14 protein-coding genes are annotated in these 14,786 nt (G+C 51.7%); 8 read left to right on the top strand and 6 right to left on the bottom strand.

Annotation, left to right across the window (positions count from 1 at the left end; genetic code table 11):
- Positions 1 to 7 precede the first annotated feature (7 nt).
- The 3 genes from gyrB to dnaA form a co-directional block, all read right to left on the bottom strand.
- Positions 8 to 2,461, bottom strand: coding sequence for a DNA topoisomerase (ATP-hydrolyzing) subunit B (gyrB, locus tag QQJ87_RS02300; RefSeq protein WP_284279711.1), 2,454 nt, complete (start codon positions 2,459 to 2,461; stop codon positions 8 to 10).
- 21 nt (positions 2,462 to 2,482) lie between these two features.
- Entirely contained in the window at positions 2,483 to 3,589 is a 1,107-nt protein-coding gene (dnaN, locus tag QQJ87_RS02295) for a DNA polymerase III subunit beta (RefSeq protein ID WP_284279710.1), read from the bottom strand.
- 228 nt (positions 3,590 to 3,817) lie between these two features.
- On the bottom strand, positions 3,818 to 5,200 hold the full coding sequence (gene dnaA / locus QQJ87_RS02290; protein WP_284280071.1) for a chromosomal replication initiator protein DnaA: 1,383 nt from the start codon (positions 5,198 to 5,200) through the stop codon (positions 3,818 to 3,820).
- A gap of 256 nt (positions 5,201 to 5,456) precedes the next feature.
- On the opposite strand from dnaA, the gene rpmH reads away from it, so the two are divergent.
- From rpmH to mnmE, 5 genes are all read left to right on the top strand, one after another.
- On the top strand, positions 5,457 to 5,591 hold the full coding sequence (gene rpmH, locus QQJ87_RS02285) for a 50S ribosomal protein L34 (RefSeq protein ID WP_284279709.1): 135 nt from the start codon (positions 5,457 to 5,459) through the stop codon (positions 5,589 to 5,591).
- 93 nt (positions 5,592 to 5,684) lie between these two features.
- Complete coding sequence (locus QQJ87_RS14660; RefSeq protein ID WP_353738388.1) at positions 5,685 to 5,957, top strand: ribonuclease P protein component; 273 nt, start codon at positions 5,685 to 5,687, stop codon at positions 5,955 to 5,957.
- Entirely contained in the window at positions 5,933 to 6,175 is a 243-nt protein-coding gene (gene yidD / locus QQJ87_RS02280; RefSeq protein WP_284280070.1) for a membrane protein insertion efficiency factor YidD, read from the top strand. The genes QQJ87_RS14660 and yidD overlap by 25 nt, the downstream gene beginning before the upstream one ends.
- A gap of 9 nt (positions 6,176 to 6,184) precedes the next feature.
- Positions 6,185 to 7,861, top strand: a complete 1,677-nt coding sequence (gene yidC / locus QQJ87_RS02275; RefSeq protein WP_284279708.1) for a membrane protein insertase YidC — start codon at positions 6,185 to 6,187, stop codon at positions 7,859 to 7,861.
- 2 nt (positions 7,862 to 7,863) lie between these two features.
- Positions 7,864 to 9,234 carry a tRNA uridine-5-carboxymethylaminomethyl(34) synthesis GTPase MnmE gene (gene mnmE, locus QQJ87_RS02270; protein WP_284279707.1) on the top strand — a complete coding sequence of 457 codons (1,371 nt, stop codon included), beginning with the start codon at positions 7,864 to 7,866 and terminating at the stop codon, positions 9,232 to 9,234.
- Here mnmE and QQJ87_RS02265 read toward each other — a convergent pair whose 3' ends face one another.
- Together QQJ87_RS02265 and QQJ87_RS02260 are read right to left on the bottom strand one after the other, a co-directional pair.
- Complete coding sequence (locus tag QQJ87_RS02265) at positions 9,235 to 9,513, bottom strand: TIGR03643 family protein (RefSeq protein WP_284279705.1); 279 nt, start codon at positions 9,511 to 9,513, stop codon at positions 9,235 to 9,237.
- A complete protein-coding gene (locus tag QQJ87_RS02260) occupies positions 9,491 to 9,979 on the bottom strand; it encodes a DUF1499 domain-containing protein (RefSeq protein WP_284279704.1) in 489 nt (162 codons plus the stop codon). The genes QQJ87_RS02265 and QQJ87_RS02260 overlap by 23 nt, the downstream gene beginning before the upstream one ends.
- 107 nt (positions 9,980 to 10,086) lie before the next feature.
- On the opposite strand from QQJ87_RS02260, the gene QQJ87_RS02255 reads away from it, so the two are divergent.
- Entirely contained in the window at positions 10,087 to 11,169 is a 1,083-nt protein-coding gene (locus tag QQJ87_RS02255; RefSeq protein ID WP_284279703.1) for a hypothetical protein, read from the top strand.
- Positions 11,170 to 11,175: 6 nt separating this feature from the next.
- Here the strand turns inward: QQJ87_RS02255 and QQJ87_RS02250 are convergent, their stop codons facing one another.
- Positions 11,176 to 11,781: an MOSC domain-containing protein gene (locus tag QQJ87_RS02250; RefSeq protein WP_284279701.1), complete on the bottom strand. Its 606-nt coding sequence runs from the start codon at positions 11,779 to 11,781 to the stop codon at positions 11,176 to 11,178.
- A gap of 269 nt (positions 11,782 to 12,050) precedes the next feature.
- Here QQJ87_RS02250 and QQJ87_RS02245 point away from each other — a divergent pair, with 269 nt between their 5' ends.
- A complete protein-coding gene (locus QQJ87_RS02245) occupies positions 12,051 to 13,892 on the top strand; it encodes a phosphoenolpyruvate carboxykinase (GTP) (RefSeq protein ID WP_284279700.1) in 1,842 nt (613 codons plus the stop codon).
- 94 nt (positions 13,893 to 13,986) lie between these two features.
- Entirely contained in the window at positions 13,987 to 14,775 is a 789-nt protein-coding gene (locus QQJ87_RS02240) for a sulfite exporter TauE/SafE family protein (protein ID WP_284279699.1), read from the top strand.
- The last annotated feature ends 11 nt before the right edge of the window (positions 14,776 to 14,786 follow it).

Raw genomic sequence — 14,786 nt, 5'->3', positions numbered from 1 at the left:
GAGTTGTCTAAACGTCAATGTTGCTGGCCTTCAACGCATTGCTTTCAATGAAGTGGCGTCTTGGTTCCACTTCGTCGCCCATCAGGCAGGTAAATATCTGGTCAGCCCCAATGGCATCTTCAATCTGCACACGCAACAAACGACGGGTATTGGGGTCCATGGTGGTTTCCCAAAGCTGCTCGGGGTTCATTTCACCAAGGCCTTTGTACCGCTGTTTGCTGATGGATCTTTCAGCTTGATCGCGCAACCACTCCATGGCCTCGCGGAAGCCGACAATGGCCTGCGCTTTTTGACGCTCGCCTTCACCGCGCTGAATTTCAGCGCCATCGCGAATCAAACCCTTGAAGGTCAGTGCTGCTGTGTTCAACACGGGGTAATCTGCACCGTGCACGAAATCCTGATCAATCAAAGTGACCCGAATGTTGCCATGGTGACGGCGGTGAATGAGCAGCTGGTTTTTGTCTGTTCGTTCGTCGATTTGGGCAAACACCTGAACATGTTCAGAATCGAGTACTGCATTCAGGGCTTCGGCGGTTGTCTTCGTGTTTTCAGGGGTGTCCAGGTTCAGCACCACACCTTCAACAATCGCATTCAGCACATCCGGGTCGATCACTTTGGACAAGCGGCGAACAACAGCCTGTACAGTGGTGTATTGGCGCGCCAGTTCCTGAAGGGCTTCGCCTTCGATGGCGTCCAACCCGTCGCCAGGAATCAGGCGGGCTTTGTCCAGCGCAATCGACAGCATGTACTGGGCTTCTTCCTGATCGTCCTTCAGATAGCGTTCTTCTTTGCCGTGTTTGACTTTGTACAAAGGTGGCTGGGCGATGTACACATGGCCATGCTCAACCAGTTCAGGCATCTGGCGGTACAGAAGGGTCAGCAACAGTGTCCGAATGTGGGCGCCATCCACGTCCGCGTCGGTCATGATGATGATGCGGTGGTAACGCAACTTTTCCAGATTAAAGTCGTCTTTGCCAATGCTGGTGCCTAGCGCAGTAATCAAAGTGGTGATCTGTTCACTTTGCAGCAGTTTGTCGAATCGCGCCTTTTCAACGTTCAGCACCTTGCCGCGCAAAGGCAAAATTGCCTGAAACTTGCGATCACGGCCCTGTTTGGCCGAACCACCCGCAGAGTCACCCTCCACAATGTAAAGCTCGCACTTGGCAGGGTCACGTTCTTGACAGTCTGCCAGCTTGCCCGGCAGCCCCACGCCATCCAGAACACCTTTGCGACGGGTCATTTCCCGGGCGCGGCGTGCAGCTTCCCGTGCACGGGCAGCATCAATCACTTTTTGACAAATGATTTTTGCGTCGGTTGGGTTTTCAAGCAAAAAGGTTTCCAGCGTGCGGGCAACAATGTCCTCAACCGCCGGCCTTACCTCTGAGCTCACCAACTTGTCTTTGGTTTGCGAACTGAATTTGGGCTCAGGCACTTTGACAGACAGCACGCAGGTCAAGCCCTCGCGCATGTCGTCGCCACTGGTGGCCACTTTCGCCTTTTTACTCAGTTCATTGTCTTCAATGTATTTGTTCATCACGCGGGTCATGGCCGCGCGCAAACCGGTCAGGTGGGTACCACCGTCCCGCTGTGGAATGTTGTTCGTGAAGCAAAGCACAGATTCGTTGTAGGAATCGTTCCATTGCATGGCAATGTCAACGGATACATCAATACCGCCTACCGCTGAATCACCCGTGGCTTGAAACACCTTGGGATGCAGAACAGTTTTAGACTTGTTGATGTATTGCACAAACCCAGAAACACCGCCTGAAAACGCAAAATCTTCTTCTTTGTTTTCACGCTGATCAACCAGCTTGATTTTTACACCATTGTTCAGAAATGAAAGTTCTCTGAGACGCTTTGACAGCACCTCGTAATGAAATTCCACTTTGCCGAAAATATCGGGGTCTGCCAAGAAGTGAACTTCAGTGCCCCGTTTTTCCGTTTCACCGATTTCTTTCAAGGGTTCAACGCGCTCGCCCTTTCGAAACTCCATGTGGTGCACTTTGCCAGCGCGTCGAACGGTCAAACGCAACCACTGTGACAGGGCGTTCACGCAGGACACACCCACGCCGTGCAAACCACCAGAGACCTTGTAGCTGTTCTGGTCGAATTTACCGCCGGCGTGCAATTCAGTCATCACGATTTCAGCGGCACTTCGTTGAAACTCGTCATCTTTGTGGATGTCGGTCGGAATGCCACGGCCATTGTCGGTGACCGAAATCGAATTGTCTGTGTGGATGGTGACGACGATTTCATCGCAATGCCCGGCCAAGGCCTCGTCAATCGAGTTGTCCACCACTTCAAACACCATGTGGTGCAGACCGGTACCATCGCTGGTGTCACCAATGTACATGCCAGGGCGTTTGCGAACTGCTTCCAGTCCTTTGAGCATGCGAATTGAACCGGAACCGTAATCTTCAGAGGATTCCGGCGTGGCGGGCATTTGATTGTCGGTTGTCATAAGGTATTGATTTTTCTCTTATTAAATACGCATTGGCATGACGACGTATTTGAAATCGTCTTCACCTGGTTTGGTCACCAGCGCACTGCTGTTGTTGTCCTGAAGGGCAAATTGAACCGTTTCGGCTTTGAGATTGTTCAACACATCCAACAGGTAGTTTACGTTAAATCCAATGTCGATCTCGGGCCCGGTGTAGTCGACTTCAATTTCGTCTCGCGCTTCTTCCTGATCGGAGTTGTTGGCCACCACGGTGAGCAGGCCAGGTGCCAGCACCCAACGGATGCCCCTGAATTTGTCGCTGGTCAAGATTGAGGCCCGTTGCAGCGACTTCAGCAAGGTTTCACGGTTGAGTGTCACCAGGTTTTGATGATTTTTGGGAATGACACGTTGAAAATCCGGGAACTTGCCCTCAACCAGCTTGGTGATCAACACGATGTCTGAAAATGAAAAACGAGCTTGATTGGAAGCCAGATCAATTTTGACCATGTCGTCCGTGTCGTTCAACAACCTGGACAATTCAAGCACTGTCTTTCTGGGAATGATCACTTCGTGCTGAGACTGCGCACCTTGTCCGCTGGCATCGCTGTAGGCAAGCCGGTGTCCATCGGTTGCCACGGCCTTGATCTTGGCAGAATCCACCACCAGCAACACGCCATTCAGGTAATAGCGCAAATCCTGCTGTGCCATTGAAAAGTGAACCATACTGAACAATTGCTTCAACGTATTCTGGGGCACGGTCAATTGAGCAATCCACTCTTTGGGTTCTTGCACCAGCGGAAAATCTTCCGCAGGCAGAGTCTGCAAGGCAAATCGGCTTTTGCCGGCTTGTACCGACATTTTTTTACTGTCCAGCTTGACCGACACATCTGCACTGTCTGGCAATAAACGCAGAATGTCCAAAAACTTTTTTGCCGCCACTGTGGTGGCCACATCGCCACCTTCGCCGCCCACTTCGGCTGAAGTCTGAATTTGCATTTCAATGTCAGACGACAACAAAGTCACCGTTCCACCTTCTTTTTTTAAAAGGATGTTTGCCAACACTGGCAGGGTGTTTCGTCGTTCAACAATGTTGCTCACAATCTGGAGTTTATGAACCAATGCATCGCGTGAGCTATGTATTAATTCCATCTAATAATTCCTTATAGGATTAGGTAATAGAGTTCATCCATTTCTGTGGATAAGTCATTTACCTTTTTATAAAACAGTCACTTAGGTTCTTTTAAAAGTGTTGTACAACTCAGGGGACTGAATCGGAACACTGTGGATAACTTTTTGCTTCAAAGTCAGGTTCTTTTTTTTCTGTGGATAAGTCGGTTTGTTGTGCACCATCTTTTCAGACTTTTCCACAATTCTAAATCAACCTTTGAGTGTTTGGTCCAATACGTGCAGGGCATGATTCAGTTCCGCAGACTGATTGCGCATTTCCGATATTTTGTTGACCGCATGCAGCACCGTGGTGTGGTCTCTACCGCCAAACAATTCACCTATTTCCACATAGCTTTTGTCGGTCAATTCTTTGGCCAGATACATGGCCACCTGCCGTGGCAGCACAATGTTGGCTTGTCTGCGTTTCGAAAACATGTCGGCAACTTTGATCTTGTAATAATCGGCCACTGTTTTTTGAATCGATTCCACGGACACCTGCCCGTGATGCACAGAGATCATGTCTCTCAACGCTTCTCTCACCAAATCCATGGTGACGGTTTTGTTGTGAAACGAGGCAAAGGCCATGATGCGTCTTAAAGCGCCTTCCAGCTCGCGCACGTTGGATCGCATGTGCTTGGCCACAAAGAAGGCAACATCTTCACCGAATTTGACCTGTTGCTGTTCTGCCTTTTTCAGCAGAATCGCCACGCGCATTTCCAGCTCGGGGGGTTCAATGGCCACTGTTAACCCACTGTTGAACCTTGAAATCAGTCGGTCTTCAATGCCTTGAATTTCTTTGGGGTAGGTGTCACTGGTGATGATGATTTGCTTTTTGGCAGCAATCAGCTGTTCGAACGCGTAGAAGAATTCTTCCTGGGTTCTGCTTTTGCCTGCAAAAAACTGAATGTCGTCAATCAACAGCAGATCAAGCGAATAATACGAACGTTTGAATTCTTCGAACGCCTTTTTTTGATAGGCCTTCACCACATCGCTGACATATTGTTCGGCGTGAATGTATCGGATGGAGGCTTGGGGATTGCGTTCCAGCAGTTTGTTCCCGATGGAATGGATCAGGTGGGTTTTACCCAAGCCGACCCCACCGTACAAAAACAAAGGGTTGTAAGACACGCCGGGGTTGTTGGCCACTTGTTCAGCGGCGGCGCGCGCAAGCTGGTTGGCACGCCCCGACACAAAATTGCTGAAGCAGAGGTCTTTGTTCAGGCGGCTGCGCTCATAGACGCTGGCGGCAATTTCCTCTTGCCGAATGCTTTCCAGCTTCGGAGAAACCGATTCAGAAGAGGTTTTTCCGGGCTGAGGCGTTTGCCGCATTGGACTGGCGGGGGTGGTTTTACTGGCCACTTGCCATTCAATGGCCATGTCACAGCCGAAATAGTCACTTGCCATCTGATTGAACCTGCCCCCGTAGTTGTTGACCACCCAGTCCAGTTTGAAGCGGTTTGGCGCCGCCATCACAAGCCTGGCCTGGTCTTCGTCAAACTCAACAATACTCAGGGGATCAATCCACAGTTTGATTTGCTGGGCTGGAATTTCCTTCTTGAGCGCCTCAACACAGTGGGTCCAAAATTGTTCAATCACAATACAAATTCGCCTTCTTTCTGATTGCCTGAAGAAACCGGATCGTTCTCCTCGGGTGCTCCATTGTATCGAAAGCCCTACGAATTGAGAGGCTTTCTCTCAGTGTTCTTTGCAATACGTAGATTTTTCTATGATTTTTCAAATAAAACCAATATAATTTCGGGTTTCCTCGTTGTCTTTGCAGAGTGTGCGTGTTGCATCTGCTTGGCGCGATTTGTCATTTGTTTGCCCCATCCGGGTAAGAGGCTTAGTTATGAAACGCACTTATCAACCATCCAAGGTACGTCGCCAAAGAACCCACGGCTTCCTGGTCCGCCAGCGCACCCGCGGTGGTCGCGCAGTCATTCGTGCACGTCGCGCCAAAGGCCGCGCCCGTTTGTCTGTTTAATCACAGTCAAATGGCACTGGCTGTTTGCCGACACATTCTGCATTGAAAATCAGCAGGCAAGAGGGTTTTTCCCGGCTTTTGAAAACAAGGCCGGTGTCTAAAACCCCTCGCCTGTTCCTCCATGTCCTGAATACGGCAACGCCACTGGCTTGCGGAGCCCTTGTTCCAAAAAGGTTTGCGAAACGCGCTGTCGATCGCAATGCTTTAAAAAGGATGTTTCGCGAAGCCTGTCGCCATCAAACTGTGTACACGCAAGGTCGGTTGTTGATTCGTTTGGTCAAGCCAGCCGGGCAAGTACATCCACAAAACAGGGCAGACTGGTGGAACGAAATCGAACAGTTATTCAACGTTCAATCGAAGGCTTGATCAAAGCCTACCAGCTCTCGCTTAGTCCTCTTTTGCCGCCATCCTGCCGTTTTTACCCAAGCTGCTCAGAATACGCAATCCAAGCGGTTAGAATTCATGGCGCACTGCGCGGTTCTGCGCTTGCTGCCAAGCGGTTGTGCAGATGTCACCCCTGGAACGAGGGTGGTTACGACCCCGTCCCGGACAGTCAGGCGTACTCGCCAGATCTACAGAATTAAAGGAATTCAATGGAAACGCGCAAGCTCATCCTACTGATGGTATTCAGCTTATCGCTGGTCATGCTTTGGGACAATTACCAGGTCTCAGTGGGCAAGCCGCCGCTGTTTGGGCTGGGCACCGCTCAACCAGTGGCCCAGGACAAATCGTCTGACCAAAGCAAACAAGCTGCTTCTGACAAGCCAGCCACCGATCTTCCCAGCGCGGTGAGTGCATCTGAAGGCAATCCTGCTGCTCAACTGAAAAGTGTTGCTGCAGCGCCTGCCGACGAAAAAGGCCAAATCATCGTGGCCAAAACCGATGTAATGCAGCTTGATTTTTCGACACTCGGTGCGCAAATTGTCGGGTCAGAGCTTCTGAAGCAGCCCGACTCTCAAGACAAATCCAAACCCATGCAGCTGTTTTCAAACACAGCAAGCAACACGTACCTGGGTCAAGTGGGTGTTGTCGGTGTAGCGGATGCGCCCAATCATCGGTCACTTTTCCAGTTTGAAGGTGGTCCCACCACACTGGGTCCGAATCAGGATTCGCTGGATTTGAAATTCAAAGCCTCCAGCGGTGGTGTGAACGTTGAATACACGTACACGCTCTACAAAGACCGGTACGACATTGGCTTCAAGGCCACGGTCACCAACACCACACAAGCGGTGGTTGACCCCAGTGTCTACATGCAGATCACCCGGGATGGAAATCCGCTGTCAGATGCTTCAAAGTTCTATCACACCTTCACCGGCCCAGCCATTTACTCGCCTGAAGGCAAATATCAGAAAATCAAGTTTTCCAACATCGACGACAACAGCGCAAGCTTCGTAAAAAGCGCTGAATCCGGTTGGGTGGCCATGGTTCAACACTATTTTGTGTCTGCAATCATTCCTGAAAAAGGCAGTCGCCAAAACTACACGCTGCTGATCAAACCCAATCTGTATGCTGTCGGCATGAAAAGTGCTATTGGCGCAATTCAGCCCGGGCAATCCGCAACCTACAATGCGACGCTTTATAGCGGTCCGCAGAATCAGCGCGCACTTGCCAAATTGTCAGAAGGACTTGATCTGGTGGTTGACTACGGTTGGCTGACCGTGATCGCCAAGCCCATCCACTGGTTGCTTGACCACATTCACGGTATTGTGCACAACTGGGGTTGGTCAATCATCATTCTGACCTGCCTGATCAAATTGCTGTTTTTCCCCCTGTCCGCAACCAGCTACAAGTCCATGGCAAAAATGCGGCAGGTGGGTCCGCGCATGCAAAAGCTCAAAGAGCAATATGGCGACGACAAGGCAGGCTTCCAGCGGGCCATGATGGAGATGTACAAACGGGAAAAGATCAATCCGCTGGGTGGCTGTATGCCCATCGTTGTTCAAATTCCGGTGTTCATCTCGTTGTACTGGGTGCTGTTGGCCAGCGTCGAGATGCGCGGCGCTCCCTGGTTGGGTTGGGTAAGTGATCTGGCTCAACCAGACCCGTATTACATTTTGCCGATCATCATGGCGGTCACCATGTTTGTTCAAACCCGATTGAACCCGACACCGCCCGATCCCGTTCAGGCAAAACTGATGATGGTTATGCCTTTGGTGTTTTCCTTCATGTTCTTGTTCTTCCCCTCGGGGCTGGTGCTGTACTGGGTTGTGAACAACATGCTGTCAATTACTCAGCAGTGGGTGATTACGCGTAAATTGATGAAAAGCTGAAATTGGGAAATTGGACTGATCCCATAGTTGCCATTGCGACTGCACCTGGCAAAGGTGGTGTAGGGATCGTCCGATTTTCATTTCCAGGCCGCGCTGAATTTGAACGATTTTGCGCGGCCTTTTGTCATTTTCAGCCAGTCTCGCGTTCTGCGTATTTTCACCGCTTGCACAACATCGATGGTCAACTAATCGATGAAGGGTTGATACTTGCCTTTCATGCACCAGGTTCTTACACCGGCGAGCATGTGCTGGAATTTCAGGGGCATGGTGGCCCAGCCGTGTTGCAAGCTGTGCTTCAAACAGCCTTTGAGGTGGCTCGATCGATTCAGGTGCCACTGCGTCAGGCTGAGGCGGGTGAATTCACGCAGCGTGCTTTTATGAATGACAAACTTGATCTTGCGCAGGCCGAGGCGGTTGCCGATCTGATTGACGCTGGTTCAGTGCAGGCGGCAAAAGCCGCTGCAAATTCGCTCAGTGGTGCATTTTCCAAAGAAGTGAATGCGCTTGCTGATCGAATTACCCATTTGAGGCTTTTGCTGGAAGCCACACTCGATTTTCCCGAAGAAGAAATTGATTTTCTGGAAAAGGCCAACGCAAAGGGCCAGTTGGACGGCATTTTAAGTCTCCAGCGGGCCTTGTTGATCAAGGCCCAGGAAGGTGTTCGATTCAACGACGGATTGCAACTGGTTCTGGTGGGTGCGCCCAACGTGGGCAAATCAAGTCTGTTGAACGCGCTGGCTGGTGAAGAAATTGCGATTGTGACGGAAGTCGCTGGAACGACCCGTGACCGGATCAAGCAGCAAATCAGTGTGCGTGGCGTTCCGATCGTGGTGGTTGACACAGCGGGTCTTCGAGAAACAGACGATCATGTTGAAAAAATCGGAATTGAGCGGACGCGTCAGTCCATACAAGAGGCAGACCTGTTGCTGCACCTTGTCGACGCGACCGATGCCAATTCTCTGACCAATCTGGACATTGAGCGTGAGTTTTCCTCAAGCCTTCCGGTTTTGCGTGTGTTGAACAAGGTGGATCTGGTCGATTCAATAGAAAGCCCACGGGCGGACGATGTGCTCATTTCTGCCAAAACCGGGCGGGGCCTGGACAATCTGAAAGATCGAATACTGGACACGGCAGGCCTGAATCATTCGTTTGAACACAGCTTTACAGCCAGACAGCGACATGTGGATGCCTTGCATGTGTGTCAGGCCCATCTGGAACTGGCCGCTGAATACGCCAAACAAGACGATCGAATTCTGGATTTATTCGCAGAAGAATTGAGATTGGCTCACGATGCTTTGGGAGAAATCACGGGGAGAATGTTGCCCGACGACCTTTTGGGTCTGATTTTCAGTCGTTTCTGCATCGGCAAGTAATTACCGTGGTTTGTACTGCGTGGGGCAGTGGCTGCGCTTGACCTCACTGCTGCGCAACATCTTGTGTTTGGTTGACCGACTGCTTACGCGGGCTCGCCACATGTTGAACGAACTTTTCTTCATTTCCCGTCGCATCAAGCCAATTACGTCGGATTCATTCAATCCATACAAGGTCTCGATGGCCTCGAAAGGCGTTCGGTCCTCCCAGGCCATCTCGACAATGCGTGAAACATCAGCCTCTTCGAGTTGTTCAATTTTAGCTGTGGTGCGGCTTTTCATTGCTGGCTACTGCTTTGGTGGTCAATTCTTTGATGGTCTCGCGAAGTGCCTCAACGCGCTTTCGGTTGGCGCCGAAATCGCTGTAGCCCACCCGCGACGAAGAGCGTACGTGAATCAGTTTGGAGGCATTGTCGATCCGGAATTCGACGTCGTCGACGAAACCGAACAGGTCACTTGTGAATGTGGCAGCCAGGTAATTGTCATCGGATGTGGAGACATCCCCACCCAGATTTTCAACAGCCTGTTTGATAATCAGCATCGGTTCTCCGCCCATTTCCGGGGTCAGCTCGATGGCTGCTACGGCATGGCTGTTGCTGGGCGCGCTTTCACTGCTGACGCAATTGGGTTTGTCCGGGCAGGGGGTTAGCTTGCCATTTTGAAGACCTGGCGCTTGGCCGGTTTGTGAATACAATCCCAGTCCGAAAAACGCGACCAATGTTGAAAGCCCCAATGCACCGATAATCATGATTGCTCTTTTCACCCTCTTGCCCCAACTGTGATAGTGTTTGAGTTTGCGTACTGCATTAAGTTCGCTTCATTGTCCATCAAATTTCAGCCAAATCACGGTATTACATGGCTAAAAGTTCTGAAAAAAGTGGAGGGGTGTCTCCAGCAGGCGATTCTGGAGAGTTTTCTTCTCTGGCCTCAGAATCGGGCGTGCGTTGGTTGCAATGGTTTTCGCAGGCGGCCTCTGGCATGTCTGAGTTTCAACGGGCACTGAAATTTCTAGACAGCGTGTATGCCCTGTTGAATGCCAACGTCGATGAGCGAGACGGTGTGGTGCTGGCTCGCAAACTGGGTCAATTGATGGTTCGTTTTACCGGGCAAGGGCGTTGCCCGTCTGCCCAAGCCTGCGACAAATTGGCCAGCCGAATTTTGGTGCTGAATGGATGGCTTCATGCCATTGAGCAGGATCCAGAGAGAGCCTATGCCTGGCAATCGGCATTGGTGGCAGGCACGCATGCACTTGACAAGTTGTTCACCACTTCAGAAGGCGCCGACGATCGCCATGGCGTCCTCGTTCGGGCGTTGCGGGAATTCAGCAAACATTGGTTGAAGTCCGTGGAATCCGCCAGTTTTTCAGGATCAGACCGCGCCAATCTGGTCTTCAAGGTGGCGCTCAATGATCGCTCGGGCCTTGTTCCCCAAGACTGGTGGTGGAGGTCTCTTGCTGACACGGATCGGCAAACCTTGCTGCTTTTAATCGATCAGGAAATTGCGCAGCTGCCGCAGACTCAGCCCAGCTTGGCGGTTTCCTGGAAAAGTTACGATCAGCGATGGCGTCGTTTGCGCCTGAAGGGGCTCTTGGAGCATCTTCACGAAACGTCGCTTTTGGCGGACTTGTTGAAAAAGTCGGCTGTGGACGATTTTGAGGCGGTGTCGGCCATTCAGGCACTGAGAACGGCAGGGCGTCACCGAGACGCGATTTATCAGGCGGAGCAATGGCATCGCATGATGCCCCGCAGTGCTGTGCTTGCCGAGGCCCTGTACGCACTTTATGTGGAAGATGGTTGGGACGACGAGGCGTGCGAATTGGCGCTTGCCCAGTTTGAGATGGATCCAAATCCACTCTGGATTGACCTGTTGCGCAAGCAGGGTTCAAGCAAAGCGGATTTGCTGGTTAAAGACTTGTGTCAGCGTGTGCATCTGAACTAATTTGGCTCACAGCAAGTCCATCTGTCCTTTTCGGGTCAAAAACCGAAATTGGTCCAACACAGATTTGGGGTGGCTTGAAGGGGTGTGAATCAGTGGTTCGCCCGCCGCAATTTCACCGGTTTCAATCACACTCAAATACCAGCCGCAGTTTCCTGCCTGAACCATCTGTTTGGGTGCCGCACCGTAGCCCATGCGAATCGCGAATTTGTAGCAAGGTTGTCTAGGTTGCGTAACGCGCATCAGTACTTCGCCAATTCGAATTTCGTCACCCAGTTTTACCTGATCTTCACTCAAGCCCTCGACGACCAGGTTTTCGCCCAAAAATCCCCAGGGAAGATTCGCCTCCAGTCCTTTGGCCAGTCGCTGCGCATTCCAGAATTCGTAGTGTTGTGCCGGCATCATGTAAACCGCCTTGTCCAGTCCCCCGTGCACGGTCAAGTCACATTGTTCGTCGCCTGTCAGGCCGAGTTTTCCCACGGGCACGGGTGCGGGATTTTGAACGTCACTGACCACCTGCTTTTTGATGCCCGAGGTCACGGTTTTCAGCTCGCCAGAAGCGGTCCTGAACATCAATGGCGCCACGGCACCTGTGCACACTGCAATGAGTTTCATGGAATATTCACATCGTTTGAGACGGGGATGACCTTCAGTGTACGTCACTGCAGATCTTCGTTGGCGGCTTTCATTTGAACTTGTGGGAATCCACCAAAAAAAAGGTATTTCCGTTTGCTTACAACATGTTAAACTGAAAGGCTATTTAGCGGTTTTTACGCGATACACCCCCTTCGCACCCGCCATGTCAAGTACCGGTCAACCGCCGTTGAACTTCATGCGCCAATCCGCTTCAAAGAATTACATTTTATCTACCTGGAGGTTTTAGCATGAGTGCAGTGCTGTCTATGGTCAGCCAGACCGTGCCGTCATACGTGAAGCACAAAAAACTGGTGGCATGGGTGCAGGAAATTGCGTCCCTGACACAGCCGGATTCCATTGTGTGGTGTGATGGGTCACAAGAAGAATATGACCGTTTGTGCGAACAGATGGTTCAGGCAGGAACCCTGAGAAGGCTCAATCCAGCCAAGCGCCCGAATTCTTACCTGGCCTGGTCTGATCCCTCAGACGTTGCGCGTGTCGAAGACCGCACCTTCATCTGCTCTGAAAAGAAAGAAGACGCCGGTCCCACCAACAACTGGGAAGAACCCGCCAAAATGCGTGCAACCTTGAACGGTCTGTTCAAGGGCTCCATGCGTGGTCGCACACTGTACGTAATTCCGTTTTCAATGGGCCCTTTGGGTAGCCCCATTGCGCACATCGGTGTTGAGTTGTCTGACTCTGCTTACGTAGTGACCAACATGCGCATGATGACGCGCATGGGCAAGGCCGTGTACGACGTACTCGGAGAAGACGGCGGGTTTGTGCCCTGCGTACACACAGTGGGCGCACCGCTTGAGGCGGGTCAGAAAGACGTGGCCTGGCCTTGCAACCCAACGACCAAATACATCGTTCACTACCCAGAAACCCGCGAAATCTGGTCTTACGGTTCAGGTTACGGCGGCAACGCTTTGCTGGGTAAAAAATGTCTTGCCTTGCGCATTGCGTCCACGATGGGCCGTGACCAGGGCTGGTTGGCCGAGCACATGTTGATCCTGGGTGTTACAAACCCCGAAGGCAAGAAGTACCATGTGGCTGCAGCGTTCCCATCAGCTTGCGGCAAAACCAACTTTGCCATGTTGATTCCACCCGCTTCCATGAAGGGCTGGACCGTGTCCACGATTGGTGACGACATTGCCTGGATCAAGCCCGATGCCAACGGCAAGCTTCGCGCCATCAACCCTGAAGCGGGTTACTTCGGCGTGGCACCTGGCACCAACACCAAGACCAACTCCAATTGCATGGCTTCCTTGAATGCCAATGTGATTTTCACCAACGTGGCCCTCACGGATGATGGCGATGTGTGGTGGGAAGGCTTGACCAAAGAAGCACCTTCGCATTTGGTGGATTGGACCGGCCAGGACTGGACACCGGATTGTGGTCGCAAAGCGTCACACCCCAACGCACGTTTCACCGTGGCTGCTGAACAGAACCCTGTGATCGACAACAACTGGGACAACCCAGCCGGTGTTGAAATTGACGCATTTATTTTCGGTGGTCGTCGTTCTACCACTGTGCCTTTGGTAACAGAGGCGCGCAATTGGGTTGAAGGTGTGTACATGGCTGCAACCATGGGTTCCGAAACCACCGCTGCAGCCTTCGGCCAGCAAGGCGTGGTTCGTCGCGATCCATTCGCAATGCTGCCTTTCTGCGGTTACAACATGTCAGATTACTTCCAGCACTGGCTGAATCTTGGCAAGAAGCTGGAATCCTCTGGCGCAAAGTTGCCAGGCATTTTCTGCGTCAACTGGTTCCGTACTGACGAAAACGGCAAGTTCATTTGGCCGGGCTTTGGCGAAAACATGCGTGTTTTGAAATGGGTGCTTGAGCGTGTTGAAGGCAAGGGCAAGGGTGTTGAGCATGTGTTTGGCGTTTCTCCTGAATACGCTGATTTGTCATGGGACGGTCTGGATTTCTCTGAAGCGCAATTCAAGTCCATCACTGCCATCGACAAGGCTGCCTGGGTGAAAGAGCTGGAGTTGCATGCCGAGCTGTTTACGAAGCTAAGCCACAATCTCCCCAACGAGTTGGTTGAGACCAAGGCGAAAATTGCTGCGCAGCTGGCTGCCTGAGTTGGCTGATTAGGTTTTATCCGTTCTTTTGATTCGATTGGACGGTTTTATGGCGGGCGCTCACAAGGCGCCCGTTTTCTTTTGAGAGACTTCAATGATTCACGACATGGTGCCCACAGTGCTTGCCGGGTTGTTTGCTGCAGCGTTTGGTGCTGGCCTGATTGATGCGATGGTGGGTGGTGGGGGTTTGATTCAAATCCCCGCGCTGTTTGGTTTTTTACCTGGCATTGGCCATGCCTCTTTGCTGGGCACCAACAAGATTTCCAGTGTGGTGGGTACAACATTTGCCGCCCAGCGATATGCACGCGTCATTCAAATTCCATGGAACGCAGTTTGGCCTGCCACTTTGATGGCTTTGGTGGGGGCGTTCATCGGTGCTTACATCGTCACGCAAATTTCCACTGAAACGCTGCGTTTGCTTTTGCCCGTCTTGTTGTCTGCTGTGGCCTTGTACACGTTTTTGCGGAAGGATCTCGGTAGTGTTCACGCGCCCAAGTTGTCTCGTTCTCGGGAACGCTTTTTTGGTGCCTGCGTGGGTTTGGCCATTGGCTTGTACGATGGCTTTTTTGGGCCAGGAACAGGGTCCTTTTTAATGGTTGCGTTTGTTGTGTTCTTCGGCTTCGATTTTTTGGCGGCCACGGCTGGCGCCAAGGTCGTAAACGTGGCTTGCAATTTGGCGTCGCTTGCGTGGTTTGCACCGTCTGGCCACGTGATTGCCTGGTTGGGGTTCAGCATGGCTTTTTTCAACCTGTTGGGCGCGCAGGTGGGTGCTGCCATTGCAATCAAGCGTGGGGCTGGTTTTGTCAGACGTATTCTGCTGGGTGTGGTGTTGGTCTTGATCGTTAAAACCGGTTGGGACAGCTACAGTCCTTTTTTCCTGTGATGTTTCACGTG

Origin of the sequence: Limnobacter litoralis (assembly GCF_030160455.1) — a bacterium.
In the GTDB taxonomy this organism is placed as follows: domain Bacteria; phylum Pseudomonadota; class Gammaproteobacteria; order Burkholderiales; family Burkholderiaceae_B; genus Limnobacter; species Limnobacter litoralis.
The sequence above is the reverse complement of the archived record's forward strand: the minus strand, read 5'-3'. Positions and strand labels throughout refer to the sequence as shown.

Bases quoted from the DNA above. Each gene is read 5' to 3' on its own strand.
- gyrB (WP_284279711.1), bottom strand. From the start codon at position 2,461: ATGACAACCGACAATCAAATGCCCGCCACGCCGGAATCCTCTGAAGAT.
- dnaN (WP_284279710.1), bottom strand. From the start codon at position 3,589: ATGGAATTAATACATAGCTCACGCGATGCATTGGTTCATAAACTCCAG.
- rpmH (WP_284279709.1), top strand. From the start codon at position 5,457: ATGAAACGCACTTATCAACCATCCAAGGTACGTCGCCAAAGAACCCAC.
- yidC (WP_284279708.1), top strand. From the start codon at position 6,185: ATGGAAACGCGCAAGCTCATCCTACTGATGGTATTCAGCTTATCGCTG.
- QQJ87_RS02265 (WP_284279705.1), bottom strand. From the start codon at position 9,513: ATGAAAAGCCGCACCACAGCTAAAATTGAACAACTCGAAGAGGCTGAT.
- QQJ87_RS02260 (WP_284279704.1), bottom strand. From the start codon at position 9,979: ATGATTATCGGTGCATTGGGGCTTTCAACATTGGTCGCGTTTTTCGGA.
- QQJ87_RS02255 (WP_284279703.1), top strand. From the start codon at position 10,087: ATGGCTAAAAGTTCTGAAAAAAGTGGAGGGGTGTCTCCAGCAGGCGAT.
- QQJ87_RS02250 (WP_284279701.1), bottom strand. From the start codon at position 11,781: ATGAAACTCATTGCAGTGTGCACAGGTGCCGTGGCGCCATTGATGTTC.
- QQJ87_RS02245 (WP_284279700.1), top strand. From the start codon at position 12,051: ATGAGTGCAGTGCTGTCTATGGTCAGCCAGACCGTGCCGTCATACGTG.
- QQJ87_RS02240 (WP_284279699.1), top strand. From the start codon at position 13,987: ATGATTCACGACATGGTGCCCACAGTGCTTGCCGGGTTGTTTGCTGCA.